This window comes from Thiothrix winogradskyi (assembly GCF_021650935.1).
GTDB classification, from domain to species: domain Bacteria; phylum Pseudomonadota; class Gammaproteobacteria; order Thiotrichales; family Thiotrichaceae; genus Thiothrix; species Thiothrix winogradskyi.
In genome coordinates this window covers 3,054,195-3,077,815 of sequence record NZ_CP091244.1, presented here as the reverse complement: position 1 = coordinate 3,077,815, position 23,621 = coordinate 3,054,195, and the positions used below count along the sequence as shown (strand labels likewise).

23 protein-coding genes are annotated in these 23,621 nt (G+C 51.3%); 15 read left to right on the top strand and 8 right to left on the bottom strand.

The annotated features are described in order from the left end of the window. Both L2Y54_RS15365 and L2Y54_RS15360 read left to right on the top strand, forming a co-directional pair. Entirely contained in the window at window positions 1–1,449 is a 1,449-nt protein-coding gene (locus tag L2Y54_RS15365; protein WP_236497316.1) for an oligosaccharide flippase family protein, read from the top strand. After that, window positions 1,413–2,564 (top strand): glycosyltransferase, encoded by a 1,152-nt coding sequence (locus tag L2Y54_RS15360; protein WP_236497314.1) that lies wholly within the window; start codon window positions 1,413–1,415, stop codon window positions 2,562–2,564. The genes L2Y54_RS15365 and L2Y54_RS15360 overlap by 37 nt, the downstream gene beginning before the upstream one ends. On the opposite strand, the gene ygfZ is transcribed toward L2Y54_RS15360, so the two are convergent. The 4 genes from ygfZ to L2Y54_RS15340 form a co-directional block, all read right to left on the bottom strand. Beyond that, on the bottom strand, window positions 2,543–3,571 hold the full coding sequence (gene ygfZ / locus L2Y54_RS15355) for a CAF17-like 4Fe-4S cluster assembly/insertion protein YgfZ (RefSeq protein ID WP_236497310.1): 1,029 nt from the start codon (window positions 3,569–3,571) through the stop codon (window positions 2,543–2,545). The genes L2Y54_RS15360 and ygfZ overlap by 22 nt on opposite strands. 74 nt (window positions 3,572–3,645) lie before the next feature. Continuing rightward, window positions 3,646–4,467, bottom strand: a complete 822-nt coding sequence (locus tag L2Y54_RS15350) for a peptidylprolyl isomerase (protein ID WP_236497308.1) — start codon at window positions 4,465–4,467, stop codon at window positions 3,646–3,648. Between the two features lie 92 nt (window positions 4,468–4,559). After that, window positions 4,560–4,859: a YciI family protein gene (locus L2Y54_RS15345; protein WP_236497306.1), complete on the bottom strand. Its 300-nt coding sequence runs from the start codon at window positions 4,857–4,859 to the stop codon at window positions 4,560–4,562. Window positions 4,860–4,886: 27 nt separating this feature from the next. Beyond that, on the bottom strand, window positions 4,887–5,516 hold the full coding sequence (locus tag L2Y54_RS15340; protein WP_236497304.1) for a septation protein A: 630 nt from the start codon (window positions 5,514–5,516) through the stop codon (window positions 4,887–4,889). Window positions 5,517–5,567: 51 nt separating this feature from the next. On the opposite strand from L2Y54_RS15340, the gene L2Y54_RS15335 reads away from it, so the two are divergent. The 7 genes from L2Y54_RS15335 (at window position 5,568) to L2Y54_RS15305 (ending at window position 11,019) form a co-directional block, all read left to right on the top strand. After that, complete coding sequence (locus L2Y54_RS15335; RefSeq protein WP_236497303.1) at window positions 5,568–6,194, top strand: L-threonylcarbamoyladenylate synthase; 627 nt, start codon at window positions 5,568–5,570, stop codon at window positions 6,192–6,194. 2 nt (window positions 6,195–6,196) lie between these two features. Further along, the gene (locus tag L2Y54_RS15330; RefSeq protein WP_236497301.1) at window positions 6,197–6,868 is read left to right on the top strand and encodes a site-2 protease family protein; all 672 of its coding nucleotides are present in this window, start codon (window positions 6,197–6,199) and stop codon (window positions 6,866–6,868) included. A 16-nt stretch (window positions 6,869–6,884) separates the two neighbouring features. After that, window positions 6,885–8,105: a tryptophan--tRNA ligase gene (locus L2Y54_RS15325; protein ID WP_414718431.1), complete on the top strand. Its 1,221-nt coding sequence runs from the start codon at window positions 6,885–6,887 to the stop codon at window positions 8,103–8,105. Continuing rightward, entirely contained in the window at window positions 8,105–8,902 is a 798-nt protein-coding gene (locus L2Y54_RS15320) for a segregation and condensation protein A (RefSeq protein WP_236497300.1), read from the top strand. Before L2Y54_RS15325 ends, L2Y54_RS15320 begins: the two co-directional genes overlap by 1 nt. Then, window positions 8,903–9,454 (top strand): SMC-Scp complex subunit ScpB, encoded by a 552-nt coding sequence (gene scpB / locus L2Y54_RS15315; RefSeq protein ID WP_236497298.1) that lies wholly within the window; start codon window positions 8,903–8,905, stop codon window positions 9,452–9,454. Between the two features lie 61 nt (window positions 9,455–9,515). Next, on the top strand, window positions 9,516–10,199 hold the full coding sequence (locus tag L2Y54_RS15310; RefSeq protein WP_236497297.1) for a hypothetical protein: 684 nt from the start codon (window positions 9,516–9,518) through the stop codon (window positions 10,197–10,199). Window positions 10,200–10,245: 46 nt separating this feature from the next. Next, window positions 10,246–11,019 carry an HAD family hydrolase gene (locus L2Y54_RS15305; RefSeq protein WP_236497295.1) on the top strand — a complete coding sequence of 258 codons (774 nt, stop codon included), beginning with the start codon at window positions 10,246–10,248 and terminating at the stop codon, window positions 11,017–11,019. On the opposite strand, the gene L2Y54_RS15300 is transcribed toward L2Y54_RS15305, so the two are convergent. Continuing rightward, window positions 10,997–12,913 (bottom strand): peroxidase family protein, encoded by a 1,917-nt coding sequence (locus L2Y54_RS15300; RefSeq protein ID WP_236497293.1) that lies wholly within the window; start codon window positions 12,911–12,913, stop codon window positions 10,997–10,999. The two genes, L2Y54_RS15305 and L2Y54_RS15300, sit on opposite strands and share 23 nt — an antisense overlap. 149 nt (window positions 12,914–13,062) lie before the next feature. Beyond that, window positions 13,063–13,899: a hypothetical protein gene (locus L2Y54_RS15295; RefSeq protein WP_236497292.1), complete on the bottom strand. Its 837-nt coding sequence runs from the start codon at window positions 13,897–13,899 to the stop codon at window positions 13,063–13,065. Window positions 13,900–14,044: 145 nt separating this feature from the next. Between L2Y54_RS15295 and L2Y54_RS15290 the strand changes: the two genes are divergently transcribed. After that, window positions 14,045–14,377 carry a hypothetical protein gene (locus L2Y54_RS15290; RefSeq protein WP_236497290.1) on the top strand — a complete coding sequence of 111 codons (333 nt, stop codon included), beginning with the start codon at window positions 14,045–14,047 and terminating at the stop codon, window positions 14,375–14,377. A 38-nt stretch (window positions 14,378–14,415) separates the two neighbouring features. Continuing rightward, window positions 14,416–14,895 (top strand): low molecular weight protein-tyrosine-phosphatase, encoded by a 480-nt coding sequence (locus tag L2Y54_RS15285; protein ID WP_236497289.1) that lies wholly within the window; start codon window positions 14,416–14,418, stop codon window positions 14,893–14,895. A gap of 20 nt (window positions 14,896–14,915) precedes the next feature. On the opposite strand, the gene L2Y54_RS15280 is transcribed toward L2Y54_RS15285, so the two are convergent. Then, entirely contained in the window at window positions 14,916–18,191 is a 3,276-nt protein-coding gene (locus L2Y54_RS15280; RefSeq protein ID WP_236497288.1) for an Rne/Rng family ribonuclease, read from the bottom strand. A 536-nt stretch (window positions 18,192–18,727) separates the two neighbouring features. Between L2Y54_RS15280 and L2Y54_RS15275 the strand changes: the two genes are divergently transcribed. Genes L2Y54_RS15275 through pncC form a run of 4 tightly spaced genes read left to right on the top strand, consistent with a single transcriptional unit; the run spans window position 18,728 to window position 21,769 of the window. Next, on the top strand, window positions 18,728–19,690 hold the full coding sequence (locus L2Y54_RS15275; protein ID WP_236497286.1) for an RluA family pseudouridine synthase: 963 nt from the start codon (window positions 18,728–18,730) through the stop codon (window positions 19,688–19,690). Beyond that, a complete protein-coding gene (locus L2Y54_RS15270) occupies window positions 19,687–20,352 on the top strand; it encodes an HAD family hydrolase (protein ID WP_236497284.1) in 666 nt (221 codons plus the stop codon). Before L2Y54_RS15275 ends, L2Y54_RS15270 begins: the two co-directional genes overlap by 4 nt. Continuing rightward, window positions 20,349–21,293, top strand: coding sequence for a S49 family peptidase (locus tag L2Y54_RS15265; RefSeq protein WP_236497283.1), 945 nt, complete (start codon window positions 20,349–20,351; stop codon window positions 21,291–21,293). Before L2Y54_RS15270 ends, L2Y54_RS15265 begins: the two co-directional genes overlap by 4 nt. After that, complete coding sequence (pncC, locus tag L2Y54_RS15260; RefSeq protein ID WP_236497281.1) at window positions 21,293–21,769, top strand: nicotinamide-nucleotide amidase; 477 nt, start codon at window positions 21,293–21,295, stop codon at window positions 21,767–21,769. Before L2Y54_RS15265 ends, pncC begins: the two co-directional genes overlap by 1 nt. On the opposite strand, the gene L2Y54_RS15255 is transcribed toward pncC, so the two are convergent. After that, window positions 21,766–23,550, bottom strand: a complete 1,785-nt coding sequence (locus tag L2Y54_RS15255) for a PHA/PHB synthase family protein (protein ID WP_236497279.1) — start codon at window positions 23,548–23,550, stop codon at window positions 21,766–21,768. The two genes, pncC and L2Y54_RS15255, sit on opposite strands and share 4 nt — an antisense overlap. Window positions 23,551–23,621 lie beyond the last annotated feature (71 nt).

The following is a 23,621-nucleotide window of genomic DNA, read 5'->3' as shown; positions in this document are numbered from 1 at the left end:
ATGTACCTTAAACACAGCCTGATTTATTTGTTGGCAAAACTTGCCCCGGCATTGGCGAGTTTTGTGGTATTGGCGGCGTATACGCGCTGGATGTCGGCTGAGGAATACGGGATTTTTACCACCATTTTAGTGGTCGCGTCGAGTGTTAGCCTGTTTGCATTTGGCTGGTTGTACGTGGGGATTATGCGTTTTTGGGATAAGCAGGAGCTGAGTGCCGGGGCAGTGGAACGTTTAATCAGCGTATCGGTATTGGTGATTGCGTTAGTGGTAGGAGTGCTGGCGGCGCTGTTTGCGTGGCTGACTGGACAAGTGGCGGTGGCAGCAGGCTTTTTTCTGGTGTTTTTGAGTTCAGCATTTTACGAGGCATATCAGCGCATTAATTCGATTACCTTGAAAGTAAATCACTATTTGTGGGCAGAGGTGGGGCGCACTGTGCTGACGATGGGTAGCGGTTTGCTATTGGTGTGGCTGGGGTATGCGTGGTTGGGGGCAATTGGTGGTGTGGTGCTGGGAGTTTTGCTGGTTTTGGTGTTGTCGGGAGCGTTGTGGCGGCATTTTCAACCGGCTTGGCGTGAGGCAGATCGCGGTGTGCTGAAAACCTTGTTGGTCTACGGTTTGCCGTTAAGTTTATCGTTTGTGTTATTGGAAATTATCCATGCATCTGATCGAGTGATGGTGGGCTGGTTGCTGGGCTATGCGCAGGCGGGTGAGTATGCTGTGGCGTATAACTTGCCGTTTCAGATTTTAATGATGCTGACCAGTTCGCTGAATTTGGCGGCGTATCCCTTGGTGATTCGCAGTCTGGAACAAGCAGGTAGGAAACAAGCAGAAGCACGGCTTCAACAGTATTTTGTGCTGCTGATGGGGGTGTCGATTCCGGCTATATTGGGTTTGATGGGAATTGCTGATCTGTTTATCCCGTTGTTGGTTGGGGCTGAGTTTGTACCCACTTCCTTGCATTTATTACCTTGGATTAGTTTGGCTATTCTGGCTAATTGCACGTACTTATTTTATGTGTCGCTGGCGTTTCAGTTGGCGGAATACACGGCTGGCTCGGTGAAAGTGGTGGGCGTTGCTGCCGTCGTGAATGTGTTGCTGAACTTGATACTGATTCCTGCATACGGTGTGTTTGGGGCGGTGTTGGCATCCATTGCGGCGTATCTGCTTTGTGTGGTGTATGGCTATTATCTTGGCAGGCAATATTTCGCGTTAACGATTCCCGTGTTGGACATGGGAAAAATTCTGTTGGCGGCTTTAGGTATGTATGCCTTGATGCAGCAAGTGCCGGTGTTAGCCGTGCATGATGCGTATGTGGTGGCGCTAAAAATTCTGTTGGGGATGGGAAGCTACGCGGTATTGGTGTGGTTATTGGATATTGGTCAGGTGCGGCAATTAATCAAAGCGAGGTTTGCATGGGCAACACTATGCTCTACGTCATCACCTCCCTAAGTGTCGGCGGGGCACAAAAAGCCTTGTTGAATTTGGCGAGTTCCGATTTCAGTCGCGACTATCCGCCGGTGGTGATTGCCTTGGTGGAAGTCGATGGTGTCCAGAAGCAGTTTGCCGAGGCGGGGATTCCGGTGCATGTTCTCGGAATAAACCGGCTGACGCAGTTACCGTGGGTGTTGCCCCGTTTGTTTGGTTTAGTGCGCAAAATCAAGCCGCAAGTGATTCACGGCTGGATGCACCACGGTAATTTATTTGCAACGCTGACCTGGTGGTTGGCGGGTTGCCGCCCGGTATTGCTGTGGGGAATGCACCATACCCCGGAAAAAGCCACACTGGAGCGGAAGCAACATGCCTTGGTACTCAAAGTCGGACGCTGGCTGTCACGTTTTCCACAACAGATTGTGTACGTATCGCGCCGCAGTATGCAGCGCCACGCGGAATTGGGTTATGCCATGCAGCACGCGCAAGTGATTGCGAATGGGATTCCCTTGGGTAATAACCGTGAGCAGGCGGCGCATTATGCGAGTGTGCGTCAGGAATTAGGCATTCCGGCGAATGCGCGACTGATTGGTAGTTTGACCCGTTACGTGCCGGAAAAAGATATTCCTAACCTGTTGAATGCCATTCGCCTGTATCAAGAAGGTGGTGAGGATGCACATTTTCTGCTGGCAGGTGAGGGGATGAATGCGCATAACCCGGCGCTGCAACCATTGCTGAGTGCCTTACCTGATGCCATAAAGGTGCATTTGCTAGGGGTACGTACTGATGCGCAACGCTTGATTGCGGCGCTGGATATTGCCACCTTATCCTCCCAGCGTGAGGCATTTCCGCTATTTTTGGCAGAGGCGATGGCGGCTGGTGTGCCTTGTGTGGCGACCGATGTAGGGGATATTGCCGAATTTGTGGCAGATACGGGAACGATTGTGCCGGTGGCGGATGCCGCAGCGTTGGCAAACGCTTTGTCTGGTTTATTGAACCAAGCGCCGAAAGTGCGTGAATCTTTAGGGGAACAAGCACGACAACGGGTTGCCGCACGCTATAGCCTGAATGCTGTTATTCAGGCATATCAGCAGATGTTGGGTAAGGTTGCTACCTATTCGGTTTCCAATGCGTAGGGTAGTTCTAACACCTTGATGCTGTATTCGCCGAGGTGCAAGGGTTTGTTTGCTTCGGCAATTTTCATTACGGCTAATGCCTCGACGTAACCATCGGGGTTCAGGGTGGCATTGAGAATGGTGCCTGCTTCCGCATCGGTGTCGCTGGCAAAGTTGGTGCCAACGACGGGGACATTGACGCAATGTGGAATGCCAACCCGGTACATCTGGCGCTTGCTTTTACCCAAGTATTTGAGGCGGGCGACGATTTCCTGACCGGGGAAACAGCCCTTGGTGAAGCTGACACCGTTGATCAGGTGCATGTTCAACATTTGCGGAACCCACGCTTCGCTGCTGGCTTTTGTTACCATCGGTACACCGGACATGACGTTGAAATATTCCCAACTGCTGCGCCCGACGCAAGCGGCGTTAACGTTGAGGCGTTCCCATAGTTTTCTGGCTTCGTCCAATTCGCCTAAAATCTTGAAGCGCGGAATGGGCGCGGGTTGACGCATAATTGTCAAGCTATTGATTTGCAAAGTTTCATAGGCTTGAGCGGGTGCTTTGCCGAGGGTTTCTTGCAAGCGCTTATCACCATCGGGAGCTGCGTAACCAAAATGTACCAAGCTGGCACTAGCATCTTCCAAGGCGACTTTAGAGCGCATCACATACATGCGCAGGCGTTTCAAAATCGGTTCAAGTAAATCGCGTGATACGCTGAGGTAGTAAACCCCTTGGCGCTTGGTAATAAAAAAGGTCGCTAATGCCCGCCCTTTGGGGGTGCAGTAAGCGCTGAGCTGGGATTGGGTATCGCTGACTTGGTTAATGTCGTTAGTCAACTGACCTTGCAAAAAAGTCGTGGCATCTTCACCGCTGACACTGATCAGCCCGAAATGTGACAGATCGCAGAGGATTGCGCCCTGCGGGGGAATGCGGCGTTCACGTTCAGGGTTGCCAAAAGAAACGAGTGAGTCACCGTTGAATTCTGCACCGTGATCAATAAGAAAATTTTTCCAGTCTGCTTTCATGACGGCTCCTTTAGTTGGTATAGCGCATCCTCTTGTCCCTCCCCTGATAAGGGGAGGTTAGGAGGGGTTTTCCCTTATTTCTTTTCTTCGGGTTTGGCTTCAGCCGGTTTTTCTTCTGCTTTTGGTGCATCGGCGGCTGGCTTAGCGGCTTCTTCTGGCAGCATCACTTTGATGTCTGCTTTGACTTTCAACTCGTCCATGTAAGCCAGCATTTTCTTCTGCTGGTATTCACGTTCGATTTGCGGTTTCATGGCTTCCATTTCCGGTGGTTTGACATCGCGGCGTTCTTCCAGTTTGATGACGTGCCAGCCGAATTCGGTTTGTACGGGTTCTTTGGTAATCGTGCCGGGTTCCATTTTGGCGACTGCCTCTGAAAACGCTTTGACCATCGTGCTGGCTTTGAACCAGCCCAAGTCACCGCCCTGGTTGGCAGATGGACCATCGGAAGATTTCTTGGCAAGGTCAGCAAAATCGACTTTGTTTTCCAGTTCTTTGATGATGCCTTGGGCTTCTTCCTTGGTTTTCATCAGAATGTGGCGGGCTTTGTACTCAACTTTTTCACCACTGGTGCGCTCTTCGTAGGCTTTTTTCAGTTCATCTTCGCTGGGTTTGAAAGACGCCGCTTTTTCCTGTGTCCAAGTATTCAGAATGATTCGATCAGTAGCATCTTTGATTTTGTCTTTGATTTCCTGGCGTTCAGTTAGTCCGGCTTTGTTAGCTTCCTGACGTGCCAATTCGGTGATAATCAGGTCATCAAGGATGGATTTGGGATCAACCTGTGCGCCTGGCATTCCGCCCACCATGCCCATGACGGTATTCAGGGTTTCCTGAGTAATGTCAGTGCCGTTAACGGTTGCGACAACTTTTTTGTCATCCGCATACAAGCTTGTTGCCATCAGTGTTAACCCAACCAGCCCGGTTGCGATCATTGTAGTTTTGTTAAAACGCATTTTGAGTATTGTCCTCTGTCGTCGTTGATTTCGTTAATTTACGGTAAAACTTTTTTGAACGGTTTGACGGTGACACGCTGGTAAACGCCTGCTGCCACATAAGGGTCAGCTTCTGCCCAGCGTTGTGCTGCGTCTAATGAGTCGAATTCAGCAATGATAACACTGCCACTGAAGCCTGCTTCACCGGGGTCATTGCTGTCAATCGCGGGGTTGGGACCCGCCAGTAGCAGATGACCTGCATCCCGCAAAGCATGGAGGCGTTCCAAGTGTGCCGGGCGTGCTGCAAGCCGTTGTGCCAGACTGTTTTCAACATCTTCGCCAATAATGACATATAACATGGGTATCGTATCCTTAACGTTTGTTAACTATTTGGTGGTGTTTTCAGGGGTTTCAAGGGCGTGTTTTTGCAGGTAGAACACTTGCGCAATAATGAATGCAAAGGTCAAACCGAGTACGCCAAACAGTTTGAAATCTACCCAAATTGCTTCACTGAATAGCTCAGCCACTATCAGGTTCAGCACACCAATGAATACAAAAAAGCCTACCCACATCAGATTGGTCGTAATCCAGATACGTGGGGGAACTTGAATGGCGCTGGACATCATGCGTTCCGTCAGCGTCTTGCGTGAGCCAATATATTGGCTGATAAGGAAAGCCAGCGCAAAAGCCCAGTTGACAATGGTGACTTTCCATACAATAAACTTGGGATCTTTGAGGAGTAGGGTGAGTGTACCAAATACGATGAGAATGGCTAAGGTGATCAGATGCATCCGCTCAAAGCGGCGGTGCATGGCAAAATACAGCACGTTTTGCACAATCGTCGCCAAAATGATCACCAACGTCGCCAATAAGATGGCATCTTTCGGCTCGTTCTGGTTAAGTGACATCAGCGGTAACTGATTGGCGGCGGCAATCCATGCGGGTGGCAGGTCTGCAAAGAACTGGTACACCACAAAGAAGAGCACAACCGGGAAAAAGTCAAACAGAAACTTCATGCGTATTGGTATAATCCATCAAAGTTAACCATTCTAAACGATAATTGTACAATGAGTCAGTATTTTCAAATTCACCCAGAAAACCCTCAGATACGCTTAATCCGTCAGGCGGCGACGATCATCCGCGACGGTGGTGTAGTGGTTTTTCCCACAGATTCCAGTTATGCGATTGGTTGCCATTTGGGCGACAAAGCGGCGATGGAGCGTATTCAACGCATTCGTAAGCTGGATAATAAACACAATTTCACCTTGGTTTGCCGGGATTTGTCAGAAGTTTCCCTCTATGGTCAAGTGGATAATATGAATTACCGCTTGATTAAGTCTTTGACACCGGGGCCGTACACCTTCATTCTACAGGCAACCCGCGAAGTGCCTCGGCGCTTGCAGAACCCCAAACGCAAAACCATTGGGGTACGCTTACCTGATCATATTGTCACCCAGACATTGTTACAGGAACTGAATGAGCCGCTGATGTCCAGCACCTTGATTTTACCGGGGGATGACTTGCCAATGGTTGATCCTTACCAAATTCGCTTGTCCTTGGAACATCAGGTTGATTTGATCATTGATGGCGGTTTCTGCGGGCATGAACCCACGACAGTGGTAGATTTAATGGAAGCCCGCCCCGTGATCTTGCGCGAAGGCAAGGGTAATATTGACTGGTTGGTGGAGCATTAAGCATGGAAGGTATGGATATAGGTTACGTCATTCGCCTGATTGTGGCGGGGGCTATCCCGGTATTATTTGCGATTACTCTGCATGAAGTGGCACACGGTTGGGTTGCCAATAAGCTCGGCGATAGCACCGCGAAAATGTTGGGGCGTTTGACGATTAATCCCCTCAAGCATATTGATCCTATTGGCACGGTGGCACTGCCGCTGGGTATGTTGCTGATGTCGATGTTGACAGTGGGGCAACCGTTTGCGTTTGGTTGGGCAAAACCCATTCCGGTGAATACGCGCAATTTAAGCCATCCGCGCCGTGATATGGCGATTGTGGCAGTCGCAGGCCCTCTGGCTAATTTGCTGATGGCACTGTTTTGGGTGTTGATGATACCTGTGTTTTTGACAGTGATACCGGATGCCAATATTGCCGATGGTTTTGTCACCATGGCACAGATTGGTTTGGTGTTTAATTTGGTATTGCTGGTGCTGAATCTATTGCCGTTACCGCCTTTAGACGGTGGGCGGGTTTTAGCAGGCTTAGTGCCGCGTAATGTGGCAGATGTGCTGGATAAAATTGAACCCTATGGCTTTCCAATTTTGATTGTTTTGCTGCTTCTGGGAGTGCTAGACCAGATTATTGGGCCAATTATTGGTACACTTTACCGTTTGCTTACCACCATTATTTGATCAACAAAGGTTTGATGTGAGTACTACACCTTCGCAAAATCAGCGTGTCGTTTCCGGGATGCGTCCGACAGGCTTGTTACATCTGGGGCATTACCACGGTGTTTTGAAAAACTGGGTAGAGATGCAACTCAATTACGAGTGCTTCTTTTTTGTGGCAGATTGGCACGCACTGACCACCCACTATGAAACGCCAGGCGGCATTGCCCAGCATGTGGAAGACATGGCGATTGACTGGTTGGCAGCGGGTATCAGCCCCAGTTCTGCCACGATTTTCACTCAATCGCATGTGCCTGAACACGCCGAATTACACCTATTATTGTCAATGATTACCCCGCTGGGTTGGTTGGAACGGGTTCCAACCTACAAAGATCAGCAGGAAAAGCTCAAGGAGCGTGATCTCGCTACTTACGGTTTCCTTGGTTACCCGTTGTTGCAATCGGCTGACATCCTTGTTTACAAAGCCGACCGCGTGCCGGTGGGTGAGGATCAGGTCGCACACATTGAATTGACGCGCGAAGTTGCACGCCGTTTCAACCATTTGTATGGGCGTGAACCCGATTTTGAGCAAAAAGCCGAACAAGCCGCCAATAAAATGGGTAAGAAACAGGCGAAAATGTACCGTGATTTGCGCCGTCAGTATCAGGAACAAGGCGACGGGGAAGCCCTGAATGTCGGACGTGCATTGTTGGAGTCGCAGCAAAATTTGTCCCTAGGTGATCGTGAGCGCTTATTTGGTTACTTGGAAGGCTCTGGCAAAATCATCCTGCCTGAACCGCAGGCAGCGTTGACCAAAGCCTCCAAAATGCCGGGGCTGGATGGTCAAAAAATGTCGAAGTCGTACAACAATACGATTGCCTTGCGTGAATCCCCAGAGAGTGTAGACAAGAAAATCCGCACCATGCCGACCGATCCGGCACGCGGGCGGCGGACTGACCCTGGTGATCCGGCAAAGTGTCCGGTATGGCAGTTCCATGAGGTGTATTCGGATGAAGCCACCAAGCAATGGGTGCAGGAAGGGTGTCGCAGTGCGGGGATCGGCTGTCTCGAATGCAAGCAGCCGGTGATTGCGGCGGTGCAAACCGAGCTTGCCCCGATTCAGCGCCGCGCTGCCGAATTTGAGCAGGATCGCGGGCGTGTCCGTGATATTTTGCGGGAAGGCGCAGAGTCGGCACGTCAAGTGGCGCGTGAAACCCTTGCTGATGTGATGGAAGCGATGCATTTCACCCATCACCTCTGATGAGTGCCATTCAGCGGGAAATGCCGTTAGCGGTGGTGCGTGGCGAGCAGATTATTGCCATGCCAGAGGATTTGTATATTCCCCCCGATGCGCTGGAAGTCTTTCTGGAGGCGTTTGAAGGGCCGTTGGATTTATTGCTGTACTTGATTCGGCGGCAGCATTTTGACATCTGCGACATTCCGATTGCGCACATTACTGAGCAATACATCGCTTATGTCGAGTTGATGAAAGAGTTCAAACTCGATCTTGCGGCTGAATACTTGCTGATGGCAGCGATGTTGGCAGAAATCAAGTCGCGTTTATTATTGCCTCGTCAGGCAGTGGTTGAGGAAGAGAATGATCCACGTGCGCAATTAATGCGCCAGTTGCAGGAATACGAACAGTGTAAACAGGCAGCAGCAGATTTGGATACCTTGCCGCGCTTGGATCGTGACCATTGGGTGGTGCACACCGCAGCGGATTTTCCGAAATTGCCGCGTCCGCAGCCCGAAGCCTCGTTGCGTGAGTTATTGCTGGCGTTTCAGGGCGTTTTGAAACGTGCGGATATGTTCAGCCATCACGAAATTCGGCGAGAACATTTGTCGATCCGTGAGCGCATGACCTTAATATTAGCGGCTTTGCAGGCACAGCAGTTTGTACCGTTTGAAAGTTTGTTTCGGGTGGAAGAGGGCAGACGCGGCGTGGTGGTGACATTGATGGCGGTGTTGGAGTTGCTCAAGGCGCATTTAATTGACGTGACGCAAAGCGATGCGGCGTATGCCCCGCTGTATATCCGTGCGGCCACGGCGGAGAGTTAAATGGAATTAACGACTATCCTGCAAGCCATTTTACTGACAGCCGACAAGCCATTGTCGCTGGAGCAATTGGAAAGTTATTTCCTGCCGGAAGAAGGCATTTCGCGGGGGGCTATTCGTAGCGCCTTACAAACATTGCAAACCGGGTGTGCCAACCAAAGCTTTGAACTCAAGGAAACCGCCAGCGGGTTTCGATTACAAACCCGTGCGGAATTCCAGCCTTGGGTGCAGCGTCACGACGACGAGCGCCCGCAAAAATATTCCCGTGCATTTTTGGAAACACTCGCCTTGATTGCTTGGCGGCAACCGATTACCCGTGCCGAAATTGAAGAAGTGCGCGGCGTGGCGGTGAATACCAATGTGATCAAGACCTTGTTGGAGCGTGATTGGGTGCGGGTCATCGGGCATAAAGAAGTCCCAGGCAGACCTGAAATGTTGGGCACTACCCGCCATTTTCTGGATTATTTCAACCTCAAGTCACTGGATGAATTACCGAGTTTGGCGGAAATGAAAACGCTGGACGTGGATAAGTTGCAATTAGAATTGTTGGGGTAATTGACCAGTGTTGGTGGTTTCGCCATAGTCAGGCTTTGGTTGCAGAAGGAGGTTAGCGGGTATGCGTTCCTATGGATTCTTACTGTGTTTGCCCTTAATGGGATTGCCTGTCTGGGCAGAATCACCTGCCGCTGATGCCGAGCGTGAAGCCCTTGAAAAATGGTTTGAAGCGGATACCTCTGAACCGCCGGTAGTGATTAACGAAGGGCAACTCGATTTTCTGGCAACCGCACCTGCGGGTGAGGCGCTGCATCATCATCAAAACAAAGTCAAAATTACGCCTGAATCCTTGCTGGAAGGCTGGGCGCACCTCGAACAATGCCACGATAATCTGGATCAGGCAGCCGCGATGCAAATTACCTTTCGCGATGGCTATATCCGCGATATGAAAATCACCGAGCAGCGCAATATTGGTAAGGCATGGGTGGAAGGTTCCAGCCTGCAACTCAGCAAAGTCGGGGCGGATGCACGTATTTGTTTGCAAGCCAGTACTCGCGCTTTACGTTTTCAGGATGACGGTTCCTATGCGTTATTGAACGGGCCGTATATGCGCAAGTTTTTGGACGGTTACTACCCGATGCAGGTTTCCATGCAAATTGAATACCCGGCGGATTTGTTGAAAGTAGCCGCTGTCACCCCAGCCGCACAAGCCGGTTTTACCGTCAAGCAACAACCCGGTTCGGTGGGTTTTGATGCGTTGTTTGAAGGTGAATTGCGCACTTCGATTCAGTTTGAAGCGCTGTAACATAATGGGCTAGAATCCGGCGCACTATATTATCAGGATAAACATTATGCCACAGCTTACCGCCTTGCTCTTCGATGTGGACGGCACGCTTGCCGATACCGAACGTGACGGACATCGCCCCGCCTTCAATAAAGCCTTTGCCGAAGCCGGTCTCGATTGGGATTGGAGCGTGGATTTGTACGCCGACTTGCTGACAGTGACCGGCGGCAAAGAGCGTATCCGTTATTTCGTGGAAAAATACCTACCAGACTTTGCGCCAGCCGAAGGCATCGCTGAGTTTGCCGCGCGGATGCATAAGCGCAAAACCCATTTCTACCTGGCAATGTTGCAAGCGGGTGAAATTCCGTTGCGCGTCGGGGCGGAACGCTTGATTCGCGAAGCGCGGGCGGCAGGGTTACGTTTAGGAATTGCCACGACCACGACCCCGGAAAACGTCACCTATTTGCTGAAAGCCACTTTGGGAGAGGAGTCTATCGCTTGGTTTGAGTGCATTGCGGCGGGCGACATTGTGCCTAAGAAAAAGCCTGCGCCCGATATTTATGTGTATGCCATGCAGCAAATGGGTTTGCAGCCTGAAGAATGCTTGGCGTTTGAAGATTCGGATAACGGCATCCGTTCGTCCACGGCAGCCCACCTGAAAACCATTGTAACCGTGAATGATTACACCCGTGAACATGATTTCAGCAAAGCAGCATTGGTAGTCGATCAGTTTGGTGAGCCGGATGCGTCGTTTACGGTATTACAAGGTGACGCAGGCTCTCAGTCCTACGCCACCCTTGCGCTATTGCAGCACGTGTTTAACCAAGGAAACCGTTCCTGAAGGATTGCATGAAATCACGCACTTGCTGCGGTGTCAGCGGTTGGCGTAACTGCATCATTTGCTGAAGCATGGTGTTCATCTGTGAACGGTTGTTGTTACTAGTGTCCACGCCCAGTGAGCGGGTGACACTGTAACTTTGCGTCGCAGGTGATTGCTGTGCTGGTGTGGTGGGCTGGGGTTGTTCACTTAAGTGACTATTGGAAGCAACAAACGCATTTTTCTGCACATTATCGAAGTCGGTATTGCGCTCGATAATGTCAGAAAGTTTGGTGTTTTTGATGGCTTGCAGCTCTTTACCGGAGAACTGGTTTTCATACCAGAAACGGTCGCCATCACGTAAACGAGTGAACTGATCACCCATGATTTTAGTGAACGTTTGCCCGAATAAGGAATCACCAACCGGCTTTTCTGCTAAACCGGCGACCCACAGGTCAACGTCGGCGGGTTTATCGTACACACTCGCCAGCTTTTCGCCAAAGCCTTCGCGCCAGACATTGGAGTCGAAGCTGTTAACCGGGCGCAATCCCAAAGCTTTGCGAGTATCGCCGTAGCCTGCCAAACCGTGGTCACGCCCGCGTTGGATGTTGACGGCGGCGAGGTCTAAACCACCTTGTGGGAACAGGAAGTTACGCACATCATCCACAATCATGGGGTCAACGGCTTGCGCGGTTTGCGACGCTGCACCACGCAAAATGGGGTCAATGCCCGCTTCGACCACTTTATCCGGGCGGAAGAACGCATCTTTTAGCGAGACATTGCCTTGCTGAATGGTTTGACCATTTTCATCCAAACGCAACAGGTTGGAGGATAGCATGGTATGCCCCATGCGGAATGCAGCCGTGGCAAAAGCGTTATCAATTGAGGGGTCAACGTTAGGCTTGTAGCCTGTATATTTCGGAATGGCGTTTTTACCAATCAATTCGGGCAGGAATTCGTTGTACGTAATCGCCTGTATTTGCGCAACGTTGATCTTACGCGCTTCTTGATAGATTTGCTCATCCGTCATTTTGGGATTTTTTTGCGCAATTTCATCGGCTAAGCGATTGTGTTCGCGTACCCATAACGTGTGCATCGAAGCTAAGCCAATATTTTCGTTGGAACGCTTATCCCCGGCAAGAAATTGCCCCTTATCATCAATTGGCATTAGGTCACCAGCAGAAACTTTCATTTTGCCGCCTTCGTGGCTGCGCAATGAATCAGCATAGGCTGCATCCGAACCGTAAACACTGGAGCCGTCAACAAAAGCGGTGAGACTGTTGCTTTGTTGGCGTTGTCCCTTGGCATCGACGGTGGCACTGCTGCGGGCTAGGGGGATAGACACGGTGCCGGTACCATTGGGATCAAACTGTGGGTCGCCTTTAGGTATCGCAATCGGCGCTTTTTCTGTGGTGCTGGTGGGTGTTGAGGTTAAATCATGGTCAAGGAATTGCCCCCACATCCAGAATAGATCGCTTAAGCCTTTTTGGTTGACGGTATTTGCACCGTCTTGTGCAATGACTGCATTGCTGATGGTACGTGGGTTGGGCAGGCTTTGTTCTGTAGCGCCGCCGGGTTCGCGGCTGCTGTCTTGAGGAATACTGCGTTTATGTTCTATCCCCGCCGAACCCCAGGTTGGGTTTTTCTTGTTATTGCCAGTGCCATCGATGCTGCGGTATTCGGTAGGTTGTGGCTGAGGCTTGGGACTGTGTTTGTTTTCTAATTGCGCCAGCAGTTGTTTAATCAAATTGGCGATGTTTTGCAGAGCATTCTTATTACCGCCGTTATAGCTGGGTAACTGAAGTAACGCAGTAATGGCTTGCGGTGTGGCTTGCAGGGTGCTGCTGGCATTGCCTGATGCGGAAGTTTGCCCGTATCCTTGGGATGGTAAACGGGAATTGTTGTTAATAGTTTGCATGTCATGAGTCCTTGTGTTGATCAATCCTTTGAAAAAAATCCAGTTGCGTTGTGATTTTTGCAAAAAAATACGCCAGACAAGGCTGGCGTAGCAAGGATGACAGTTCTAACCGCTAAGATTTTAAAGATAAGCGGTTACTGATACGGAACTCAATAAGCGCTTAACAATGATTGTGCGCGATAAGTGTTCAGGCGGATGCGCCAGCCGGGGAGCCATTTGGCTTCGCCGCGTGCAGGAGAGGAGTTGGCAATACGGCGCACGAGGACTTCTTCTGCGGCACGTGCAAACTCATCCAAGGCTTGCGGGCCTGCTTGAACCGGGCGCATGGTCAAGAGTACTTGCAGCAAGCCCCAGCCTTGACCGTTGTAGCGTTCGGTGGGGCTGGTGCCTTCGCCTTTGAAGTTGACGTAATCCAGTAATGGGTATAAGCCGCGTTGGGTTTTTTCGACCGCTTGGTAGTTTTGCAGTACGCGGTCACGGTCTTGCGGGGCAACTTGTTCCAGCATAGTGGGTAACGCACGGGTGAGGCGTTCAGACATGTAATTGGCCTGAATATTCATGGTTTGTTGCAGGAAGGTGCGCAATTGCTGCATTTCCGGGTCATTGCGGGCGCGTTCAAACGCGGCTTTGTTTGCCCAAGGCGCGGTGCGCACATTGCGGTTGGTCAGCCATTGCGGCACGGGTACGCCTTGCGCTTTGGTGTAGTCGATCAGACCGGGGAAGGTTTCAGTATAAGGACCGCGATGCCCTGCCGGATACCAAATGAAATGCCCGATACCGAGGGAGGCGAATTCTTCGCGGTCATTCCACACCACCAGTAAGGTGGGGTTGCCGCTGGTTTCATTGCGGTATACTTTGTCAGCAATCCAGTTTAAGTCTTTGGCGGGAACGACAGTTGGTGTGGGTGGGGTTTGCTGATTCATCGGAGCACACGCCGATAACCCTAAGCCAGCAATCACTGCCAGTGATAATACTATTTTTTTCATAACAAGCCCTTGCGTCGGTGTAAAACAAAATCAAATTCATAGAGCCGTGAGTCGGCTGAAAAGTTCCATTCTTTGAGCAATGCCAGTGCTTAATTTGGCTGAAAGCGTATAGTTATCAGTGTAAACAATACAGGAGGTTGATGTCATGAAAGAAAAACTACAGCAATTAGTACAAGCCCTAACCAGTGAGCGCGAAGAGTTACGGGTGCGTCTGCATGTATTGGGTTTGGAGGCGCGTGAGGAATGGGAGCATCTGGAAACTAAGTGGGATGCTATGCAAGTACGCTTGCGTGATGCGGGTTGGGAGTTGAATCTGAAAGCAAAAGAGGAAATTCACGACTTGGGTGAAGATGTGGATAAACTCCAGCATAAAATCAGCGATAAAGTGGATGATATTCGCGTGGAAGTCGTTGAGGAGTTACATGAGTTAGGTGAGGAGTTGTCTGGGTTGTATCAGAAAATCCGGCGGCATTTTTGAATAAAACCATGATGTAACATCATAATTTGGAAAGATTTATGGAGCAAGTGAAGGTTCTTTTTGTGTGCATGGGGAATATCTGCCGTTCACCCACGGCGCAGGGCGTGTTTGAACGCTTAGTGCAGTCACAGGGGTTGGCGGAGCGGATTCTGATTGATTCGGCAGGTACACATGCTTACCACATCGGCAATCCTCCCGATAAGCGTTCTCAGGCAGCCGCAAAAAATCGTGGGCTGGATTTGTCGGGGCAGCGGGCGCGTAAAGTGACGGTGGCAGATTTTGAGGAATTTGATTACGTGCTGGCGATGGATCGCACCAATTTGGAAGATTTGTGCGATCTGGTTGCTGCATCGCAACGTGAACGGGTGCGCTTGTTCATGACGTTTGCGGAGCGCTGGAATGTCGATGAAGTGCCTGACCCGTATTACGGTGGGGACAGTGGTTTTGAACGGGTGTTGGATATGGTGGAAGATGCGGCGGCAGGTTTGTTAGACCATATCCGCCGCCATCATTCGTAGACTGCATGAGCTGACTGGCGTTATTCCGGGTCAGTGTGCATCCATGAAGGGCGTTTTTTCATGGGGGGTGGTGCTTTCGGTGGTTCAATTGCAGGCGCAGGTTCTTCCGGTGCGCTTGCTTCTGCCATGACAGGAGCAGCTTCTGGTTTCTGTTCCTGTTCTGGTTGAGGCGCGGTTTCCACAATGATTGGTTGTGGTTCGGGGACTGGCTCAGGTACTGGTTGAGGCGCAGCTTTCACCACGATTGGTTCTGGCACTGGTTCCGGTGCAGTTTTCACCACGATCGTTTCTGGTGCTGGTTCCGGTGCGGTTTTCACCACGACGGGTTCTGGCATTTGCACTGGTTCTGGTACGGATACAGTTTCCACGATCACCAAGGGTGCAGGGACAGGTTCCGGTTTGACCTCTGCTTTTGCAGGTTGACGCTCGTAACGCGGTTGATGCATGGGCTGCGTGGCGGTCAGATCGATGATGAACGGTTCCATGTTTTCCGGGGCGAACACTTGTTCGATCTCGGCTCCTGCTGGGCGCGGCGGGCGTTGCTGGCGGTTTTGATTGCCACGGGGGCGACGTGTTCTGCCACGGCGTTCACGGGGGCCGCGAGCTTGATTGCCTGCTGTTTCTTCCGGCGCATCATCACCTTCTTCAGAGTCTGGCGCGTCGCTTAAGTCATCGGTGTCGCTGTTGGCATCTGCTGTTGGCGGTGGTGCCAATGTACGTGCGGCAGTGATGACAACCTCTGCGAGTGGTGTTTCCGCTGCGCTATCGCTGGCGGCTGCTTGACGCGGCTGCTGCGGTTTTGCAGGTGCGGCATCATCCATGAGGGCTGTGCCAGTGTCTTGGTCTTGCGCGGTAAGTTCAGGCGTTGCCGCGTTGCGGTTGCGTGATTCACGCCGTGAACGGTCACGGCGGGAGTGTTGCGCTTGACCGTGTTCACGGTTGCCATCGCGTGTTTCGCGTGGTGTCGCAGGCAGTACGATTTCTACCGGCACTTGCTCATCGACCGGTGTGGCTACTGTTGGTGCCTCCTGAGCTTGTACACGCGGCTGGCGTGGTTCGTGTGGCGGGCGACGGTTGTTGTCACCTGCGGCTTCCTCACGTTCGTTACGATTGCGGTTATTACGGCGGTCGTTATTACGTTCGTTGCCGTTGTTGCGATCCGGGGAACGTTCGTTGCTGCGTTCGTTGCTGCGTTCGTTGCCGCGTGGTTCGGCAGTGCGTTCTGTACCGCGTTCATTGTTCCGTGGTTCGGCATTGCGCTCGTTATTGCGCTCGTTATTGCGCTCGTTACCGCGTTCGCTGGGGCGATTTTGGCGATTCTGGCGATTTTCCTGAGCATTGCGGTTGCGGGTGTCGTCGTTGCCTGGGCGTTCGGCATCACCTGCGGTTTCGCTTTTGCCATTGCTGCGGTTACGGTTGCGCTGGTCGTTGCGTTCGCCGCCACGTTCGTTGTTGCGACGGTCACGCTGTGGTTGGTCATTGCGCTGGGTGACTGCGGGCGCGGCAGCTTCTGTTTGGCTTTCAGCCGCTTCAGCCGCTTGGTCGACGCTAGGGCTGCTACCAAACAGGCTGCTGAAAATACGCCGCATTAACCCAGGGCCTTTGATGGGCGTAACGGTTGGTATCACTGGCGTTGCTGCCGTGACTTTTGTTTCGCTTGGCTGGTTGCGCACACTTTGTGGGGCAGGTGTGCTGGGCATGACATTGGTGACAGCCGCTTCCGCAGGGGCTTGCTGCTGGTTAGCATCTTGCCGAACCGTTTCTTCAGCGGCTGGCGGCGCTGGGATGTATTGGTAACTGCTTTGGGTTTCCTCGTCTTCGAGGTTGTCATTACGGATACGGCTGATGTCGTAATGCGGCGTTTCCATGTACGGGTTGGGAATAATGGTCAAATCCACATTGCGGCGCTGTTGAATGTCGGTGATCGCTTGGCGCTTTTCGTTCAGCAAGAAGGTCGCAACGGAAACTGGTAGGCGGGCAATGACTTTGCCGGTCATTTCCTTCATGGCTTCTTCTTCGACCAAGCGCAAGATGGAAAGCGCCATCGAGTCGGTGCTGCGGATGTGACCTTGACCGGTGCAACGTGGGCAAACGATCTGGCTGGATTCGCCCAGTGAGGGGCGTAAGCGTTGACGTGACATTTCCAGCAAGCCAAAGCGGGAAATGCGCCCGACTTGTACCCGCGCACGGTCAAGTTTCATGGCATCACGCAAGCGTTTTTCGACTTCGCGTTGGTGTTTGCTGGGCAGCATGTCGATAAAGTCAATCACCACCAAGCCGCCCAAGTCACGCAAGCGCAATTGACGCGCAATTTCGTCAGCCGCTTCGAGGTTGGTATTGAGCGCGGTTTCTTCGATGTCATGCCCTTTGGTGGCACGTGCCGAGTTGATGTCGATGGAAATCAGCGCTTCGGTATGGTCAATGACGATAGCACCGCCAGACGGCAGGGCAACGGTGCGCTGATACGCCGTTTCGATCTGGTTTTCCACCTGAAAGCGGCTGAATAGCGGTGTGCCGTCGGTGTAAAGCTTGAGCTTGCGGATATTGTGCGGCATGACTGCCTGCATGAAATCACGCGCTTGGTTGAATACCTTGTCATTGTCGATAACAATTTCACCGATGTCACGGCGGAAATAATCACGCAAGGCGCGGATAATGACATTGCTTTCCTGATACAGCAGCGTCGGGCCTTTGTGCTGGCTGTAGGCTTGTTGGATGGCATTCCACAAGGTTTTGAGGTAGTCCAAATCCCATGAGAGTTCTTCGGCATCGCGCTCGATACCGGCGGTGCGCACGATCACGCCCATGCTGTCAGGAATGTCTAATTCGCTCAGGGTTTGCTTGATTTGCTGGCGGTCATCACCTTCAATACGCCGAGAAACCCCACCAGCCTTAGGGTTATTGGGCATCAACACCAAATAACGCCCGGCAAGGCTGAGGTAGGTGGTCAGAGCTGCGCCCTTGTTGCCACGCTCTTCCTTATCGACTTGCACCAGAATTTCCATGCCTTCGCGCATCACGTCTTTGACGTTAGGACGCCCGGTGTACTTGGCATTCGGATTGTAAAATTCGGGCGCAACTTCGCGGAAGGAGAGGAAACCGTGGCGTTGTGCGCCATAGTTAACAAAAACTGCTTCTAAGCTGGGTTCGACGCGGGTAATTACCCCTTTGTAAATATTGGCCTTTTTCTGAGCGCGTAGGGAGTGTTCGATGTCGAGGTCGTATAGGCGTTGCCCATCAACCATGGCAACGCGAATTTCTTCGGGTTGGGTTGCATTAATTAAAATACGTTTCATGTACTACATAAGCCTTGGTTATGCAGCACCTGTTACCTGTTTGTTTCAGGTGGAGTCGATTAGTTTATTTCGTTTACTATCAAAGCGTTAGAAATGTTCTCTTCGCCAAGCTATGGATTAACCTTAATCGGACCTACCTTCAGAAAGAATCGTTCGGTTGTTACGGGTCATGGAACTGCCTCATAAGGGCGCATGAAAATTGTAAACCGCTGGCGCATTCTTGCAACAGACATCAGCAACAAGTTCTGCTGTTAATGTCACACCTGTTTGCTTACTTTTTAAACTGCATAACAGGCGTTGAGTTATCGGGGTAAGGATGCTTGTTATCCTGTTTACCCCAGCACAAATTCTGGGGGAATGTACTGACCGCTAGAATTTGTGATTGAATCAATCAGGCATGGGTCATATCATCGTGTTCTGATTTGATCGAACCCATTGTGTCAGGTTTGCACCTTAACGTTTGCCTGTTGCGAATATATCAATTCGGTTAATTATATTCAATTTGCATTTAAATTTAGTTGGTATGTTTTTTTACTATGGCAGTCGAATATTACACAGTTACTGAAAACGAAGTCGGGCAACGCATCGATAATTTCCTGATTAGGCATTTGAAGCAACTGCCCAAAAGCGCCTTATATCGGATTGTGCGCAAGGGCGAGGTGCGTGTTGATAAAAAACGGGTAAAGCCGGAAAAAAAGCTTGAATTAGGTGAAATTATTCGGATTCCCCCGATCAAGTTGGAAACCGAGGTGAATCCGCCGGATAAGCCCGCACTGGCATCCGAATCCTTGCTGGCAGTGTTGGCAGATGCCGTGTTACACGAAGATGAGCAACTGATTTTTATCAATAAGCCATCCGGTTTGCCGGTACATAGCGGTAGCGGCTATAAACTGGGCTTGATTGAAGCATTTCGCCAGTTACGCGAAAATTTACCGTATGTGGAATTGGCGCATCGCATTGACCGCGACACCAGCGGCGTGGTGATTCTGGCGAAATCGCGCCAAGCGTTGACCGAATTGCACGGTTTGTTTCGTGACGGCAAGATCGACAAGCGTTACAAAGCCTTGGTTGCCGGGCGTTGGAAACACGGTCGCCAACACGTAACGATGGATTTGAGTCAGGAGGAAGGCACCCGTCAGAAAGTGCAGCGCGTGGACGAGGGTGAAGGCAAAGTATCGGAAACGATTTTCTCGTCGCTGAAAAATTTGCACGGCGCATCGTTGCTGGAAGCACAAATTCTGACCGGGCGGATGCACCAAATCCGCGTGCAATTGCAAAATTTGGGACATCCAATTTTGGGTGATGACCGTTATGGTGATTTCGCCTTGAATCGCAAGTTTCGTGAAATGGGCTTAAAACGTTTGTTTTTGCATTCTGCCAGCGTGGATTTTACCTTGCGAGCCACCGGGCGGCGTTATGTGGTGGAAGCACCGTTACCTGATGATTTAAAAGATGTATTGATCAATATAAAAATTAACGCAGTTGAGCGTACCGAATGAAGCCTTATTCCCTATTGATTTTTGATTGGGATGGCACGCTGATGGATTCAGCGGCGCATATTACCCGGTGTATGCGCAATGCGATTCAGTTGGTGGGGGCAGAACCGCGCACTGATCAGGAGATTCGCCATATTATCGGCTTGGGCTTGGATGAGGCGATTCGAGTCTTATACCCTGACGAACCTGCCAGCTTGATTCGGACGATTGCGGATGAATATCGCCAGGAATTTTTGGTGCGCACCACGCATGGTAGCGAATTGTTTGCCGGAGCGCGTGAAACATTGTACACACTCGCCGCACAAGGTTACGACTTGGCGGTGGCGACGGGAAAATCACGACGTGGTTTGGATAAGGTTTTAGATGAAACTGGGTTGCGCGAACTGTTTCCGATTACACGCTGTGCGGATGAAACCCGTTCCAAGCCGCATCCTCAAATGCTGGAAGAGATTTTGACAGACTATGATGCAGCGCCGCATGATGCCTTGATGATCGGTGACAGCGAATACGATTTGCACATGGCATTGGCTATCGGGATGGATTCACTGGCGGTCAGTTATGGCGTGCATGATTTGGCACGGTTACGGCAAGCTCAGCCGCGTGGGCATGTCGACAATGTAGCACATATCCCTGATTGGTTACAAAAACAAAAGGTTACAGAATGAACGAAGAAAATACACAAGCACTGCAAGCCCTCAAAGAGGTGGCAATGGAGTCCATCAAAGAGCAGCGCCGTGCGCGGCGTTGGGGGATATTTTTCAAGCTATTTTTTGTGGCGTACTTGCTGATTGCTTTGATTGCCCTGATCGGTAGCGGCGCATCGGATAGTAAATTGGCGGTGGCTGACAAAATCACGGCAGTGGTCGACATTAACGGCGTGATTATGGAGGGCGCGGAAGCCAGCGGTGAATTGGTTATCCCGGCGCTGAAGGAAGCGTTCGAGCATGAAAAGACCAAAGGCGTGATTTTGCGCATTAATAGCCCCGGTGGTAGTCCGGTACAGTCGGGCATTATTAATGATGAAATCAAACGTTTGAAAGCGAAATATAAGGACATTCCTGTCTATGCGGTCGTGTCTGATTTATGCGCATCCGGTGGCTATTACATTGCCGTGGCAGCCGATGAAATTTATGCGGACAAAGCCAGTATCGTCGGTTCTATTGGGGTGCGCATGGATAACTTCGGTGCGGTTGAGCTGATGGAAAAGCTGGGGGTTGAGCGCCGTTTGTACACTGCGGGGGCGAATAAAGGGATGCTTGATCCATTTTTGCCTGAAAACGAAACACAGGTGGCGCACGTCAACAATATGTTAACTACGACTCACCAGCAGTTCATCAATGTGGTGAAAGAGGGGCGTGGTGAGCGTTTGCAAAACAATCCGGATATTTTCTCTGGTTTGTTCTGGACGGGTGAGGATGCCGTTAAACTTGGCTTGATTGATGGCTTGGGCAGCGATGCTTACGTTGCACGCGAGTTGATAAAAGCCGAGGAAATGGTTGATTTTACGACAGAAAAGGATTTGATTCAGCGTTTGAGTGAGCGCGTTGAAACCTCCGTGCAGTCGTTGATGTCGCTGGATGCTACCCCGCGCACAGTATTGCGTTAATGGCAGCGTTGCTTGCGCAAGTGGCAGCAGGATTGCAAGCCAAAGGCTGGATGATGACAACCGCAGAATCTTGCACGGGCGGTTGGATTGCCAAGCTGTGTACCGACCTGACGGGCAGTTCGGCGTGGTTTGAGCGCGGTTTTGTCACCTACAGTAATGAAGCCAAGCAAGATATGCTGGGTGTGCCAGCGGCAACCTTGGCTGAGTACGGTGCGGTGAGCGAAGCCGTGACTGCTGCAATGGCAACCGGTGCGTTACTGCATTCGCGGGCGCAAGTGGCGGTATCTGTCAGTGGCATTGCCGGACCCGGTGGCGGCACAACCACCAAACCGGTGGGCATGGTCTGTTTCGGCTGGGCAGCGCAGGATGGAAAAGTGCGTACCGCCACCCAATACTTTGACGGTGATCGGGAAGCGGTACGCTATCAGGCGGTGCAATACGCGCTACAAGGCGTATTGCAGATGCTCGCGGATTAGATTTTCTGGCGCACGTAAGTGCCGGGTGCATCACCCAGTACTTCCAGTTTGCCTGCACCGGGAATACGCGCATCGACTTCTTCGCTGGAGAACGTTGCTACCCAGCGATTCCAATCATGCCACCAAGACAAATCCACTTTGGTGGCATCAAACAGCCAATCATCCGCATTGTCGTCTAGGGTTTCATTGACCCAGTGGCCGTATTTGTTGGCGGCGGCGGGGTTGACAATGCCTGCAATGTGACCGGATTGCCCTAATACAAAGCGTACTGGACCTGCGAACAGTTTCGCGCCTGTATAGGTGCTGCGCCAAGGCGCAATATGGTCGTCGTGGGTGGAAACAAAGTAAGCTGGGGTGTCGATGGTACGCAAATCAATCGGCGTACCGGAGAGCGTGAGGCAATTCGCTTGGCTCAGGCAGTTGTTCAGGTACATATTGCGCAGGTAATAGCTGTGCATTGCCGCTGGCATCCGCGTGCTGTCTGAGTTCCAATACAGCAGGTCGAAAGGCATCGGGTCATTGCCGAGCAAATACAAGTTTACAAAGAACGACCAGATCAGGTCATTGGCGCGGAGCATATTGAAAGCCGTGCCCATGTCCTTGCCATCGAGGTAGCCATTTTTATCCATGCGCTGTTCCAGTGAACCGACTTGTTGTTCACTCAGGAATACGCCGATTTCACCGGGTTCGGCAAAGTCTAGCAGGGTGGTGAAGAAGGTAGCACTTTTTACTCGGTCATCACCTTTGGCTTTCAGATGAGCAAGGGTCGCTGCTGTCAGCGTACCGCCTAAACAGTAACCGATCAGGTTCAGGTCACGTTCGCCGGTCGCCGCTTCAACCGCATCCATCGCCGCAATCGCTGCCTGCATGTAGTCTTCAAAGTTTAAATCACGGTGCTGGCTGTCAGGGTTGACCCACGAAATCATGAAGACGGTGTTGCCTTGGTCGACTGCCCATTTCACAAACGAGTTCTTTTCGCGCAGGTCGAGGATGTAATACTTGTTGATCCAGGGTGGTACGATCAAGACCGGGCGTTGGTGAACTTTGGCGGTAGTCGGCGTGTATTGGAGCAGTTCCAGCAGTTCGTTTTTGAACACGACTTTGCCAGGTGTGGTGGCAATATCGCGCCCCAATTCAAACGCTTTCATATCGGTCATGCGTACCCGCAATTGACCATCTTGGAAATCATCCAGCAGGTTGCGCATTCCTTTGACGAGGTTTTCACCATTGGTGTCGAGAATGGTTTGCCAGACTTGCGGGTTGGTGTGCGAGTAATTGTTCGGTGCGAGTGCATCAATCATGCTGTTGATGAAGAACTCGGCTTTTTTCGCATCCTCTTCTGACAAGCCGTTGGCGGTTTGCGCCAGTGTCCGCCAATATGTCGACAGATTGAGGTAAGACTGAAGCAGGACTTCGGTGAACTGGTGTTCTTGCCAAGCGGGGTGTTTGAAGCGTTTGTCGGTGATTGCCGGTATCTCCGGCGATAGATGCCGGAATCCGAACAGGCGTGCGGTGGTGTGTTGCCACAGCTTGGTTTGGGTTTGGAGGAGTTCCATATTGGCTTGCATGACAGCATTGGGGTGCAGGAACAGGTTTATGCCCCATTTGGTCAGTGCTGTGTTGAAGCTGTTGTCACTTTGCTGGGCACTCTGCGCGTTTTGACTGGTTGCCACCAGAAACCGGGCGATGAATTGTTGCCACAGCAGCAATGCAGTTGTGACGTTAGTTTGCAGCAGCACAGGGTCAGTTGAGTGTGTTGGTTTTTGCGCCAGATTTTGCATGGTTCAGGGATTCCGCTTGTGTGGGCTAGGGTGTTTATCAGGTGTGTCACAATAACCAGTTTATAGGGGGA

Bases quoted from the DNA above. Each gene is read 5' to 3' on its own strand.
- L2Y54_RS15365 (WP_236497316.1), top strand. From the start codon at position 1: ATGTACCTTAAACACAGCCTGATTTATTTGTTGGCAAAACTTGCCCCG.
- L2Y54_RS15360 (WP_236497314.1), top strand. From the start codon at position 1,413: ATGGGCAACACTATGCTCTACGTCATCACCTCCCTAAGTGTCGGCGGG.
- ygfZ (WP_236497310.1), bottom strand. From the start codon at position 3,571: ATGAAAGCAGACTGGAAAAATTTTCTTATTGATCACGGTGCAGAATTC.
- L2Y54_RS15350 (WP_236497308.1), bottom strand. From the start codon at position 4,467: ATGGCAACAAGCTTGTATGCGGATGACAAAAAAGTTGTCGCAACCGTT.
- L2Y54_RS15345 (WP_236497306.1), bottom strand. From the start codon at position 4,859: ATGTTATATGTCATTATTGGCGAAGATGTTGAAAACAGTCTGGCACAA.
- L2Y54_RS15340 (WP_236497304.1), bottom strand. From the start codon at position 5,516: ATGAAGTTTCTGTTTGACTTTTTCCCGGTTGTGCTCTTCTTTGTGGTG.
- L2Y54_RS15335 (WP_236497303.1), top strand. From the start codon at position 5,568: ATGAGTCAGTATTTTCAAATTCACCCAGAAAACCCTCAGATACGCTTA.
- L2Y54_RS15330 (WP_236497301.1), top strand. From the start codon at position 6,197: ATGGAAGGTATGGATATAGGTTACGTCATTCGCCTGATTGTGGCGGGG.
- L2Y54_RS15320 (WP_236497300.1), top strand. From the start codon at position 8,105: ATGAGTGCCATTCAGCGGGAAATGCCGTTAGCGGTGGTGCGTGGCGAG.
- scpB (WP_236497298.1), top strand. From the start codon at position 8,903: ATGGAATTAACGACTATCCTGCAAGCCATTTTACTGACAGCCGACAAG.
- L2Y54_RS15310 (WP_236497297.1), top strand. From the start codon at position 9,516: ATGCGTTCCTATGGATTCTTACTGTGTTTGCCCTTAATGGGATTGCCT.
- L2Y54_RS15305 (WP_236497295.1), top strand. From the start codon at position 10,246: ATGCCACAGCTTACCGCCTTGCTCTTCGATGTGGACGGCACGCTTGCC.
- L2Y54_RS15300 (WP_236497293.1), bottom strand. From the start codon at position 12,913: ATGCAAACTATTAACAACAATTCCCGTTTACCATCCCAAGGATACGGG.
- L2Y54_RS15295 (WP_236497292.1), bottom strand. From the start codon at position 13,899: ATGAAAAAAATAGTATTATCACTGGCAGTGATTGCTGGCTTAGGGTTA.
- L2Y54_RS15290 (WP_236497290.1), top strand. From the start codon at position 14,045: ATGAAAGAAAAACTACAGCAATTAGTACAAGCCCTAACCAGTGAGCGC.
- L2Y54_RS15285 (WP_236497289.1), top strand. From the start codon at position 14,416: ATGGAGCAAGTGAAGGTTCTTTTTGTGTGCATGGGGAATATCTGCCGT.
- L2Y54_RS15280 (WP_236497288.1), bottom strand. From the start codon at position 18,191: ATGAAACGTATTTTAATTAATGCAACCCAACCCGAAGAAATTCGCGTT.
- L2Y54_RS15275 (WP_236497286.1), top strand. From the start codon at position 18,728: ATGGCAGTCGAATATTACACAGTTACTGAAAACGAAGTCGGGCAACGC.
- L2Y54_RS15270 (WP_236497284.1), top strand. From the start codon at position 19,687: ATGAAGCCTTATTCCCTATTGATTTTTGATTGGGATGGCACGCTGATG.
- L2Y54_RS15265 (WP_236497283.1), top strand. From the start codon at position 20,349: ATGAACGAAGAAAATACACAAGCACTGCAAGCCCTCAAAGAGGTGGCA.
- pncC (WP_236497281.1), top strand. From the start codon at position 21,293: ATGGCAGCGTTGCTTGCGCAAGTGGCAGCAGGATTGCAAGCCAAAGGC.
- L2Y54_RS15255 (WP_236497279.1), bottom strand. From the start codon at position 23,550: ATGCAAAATCTGGCGCAAAAACCAACACACTCAACTGACCCTGTGCTG.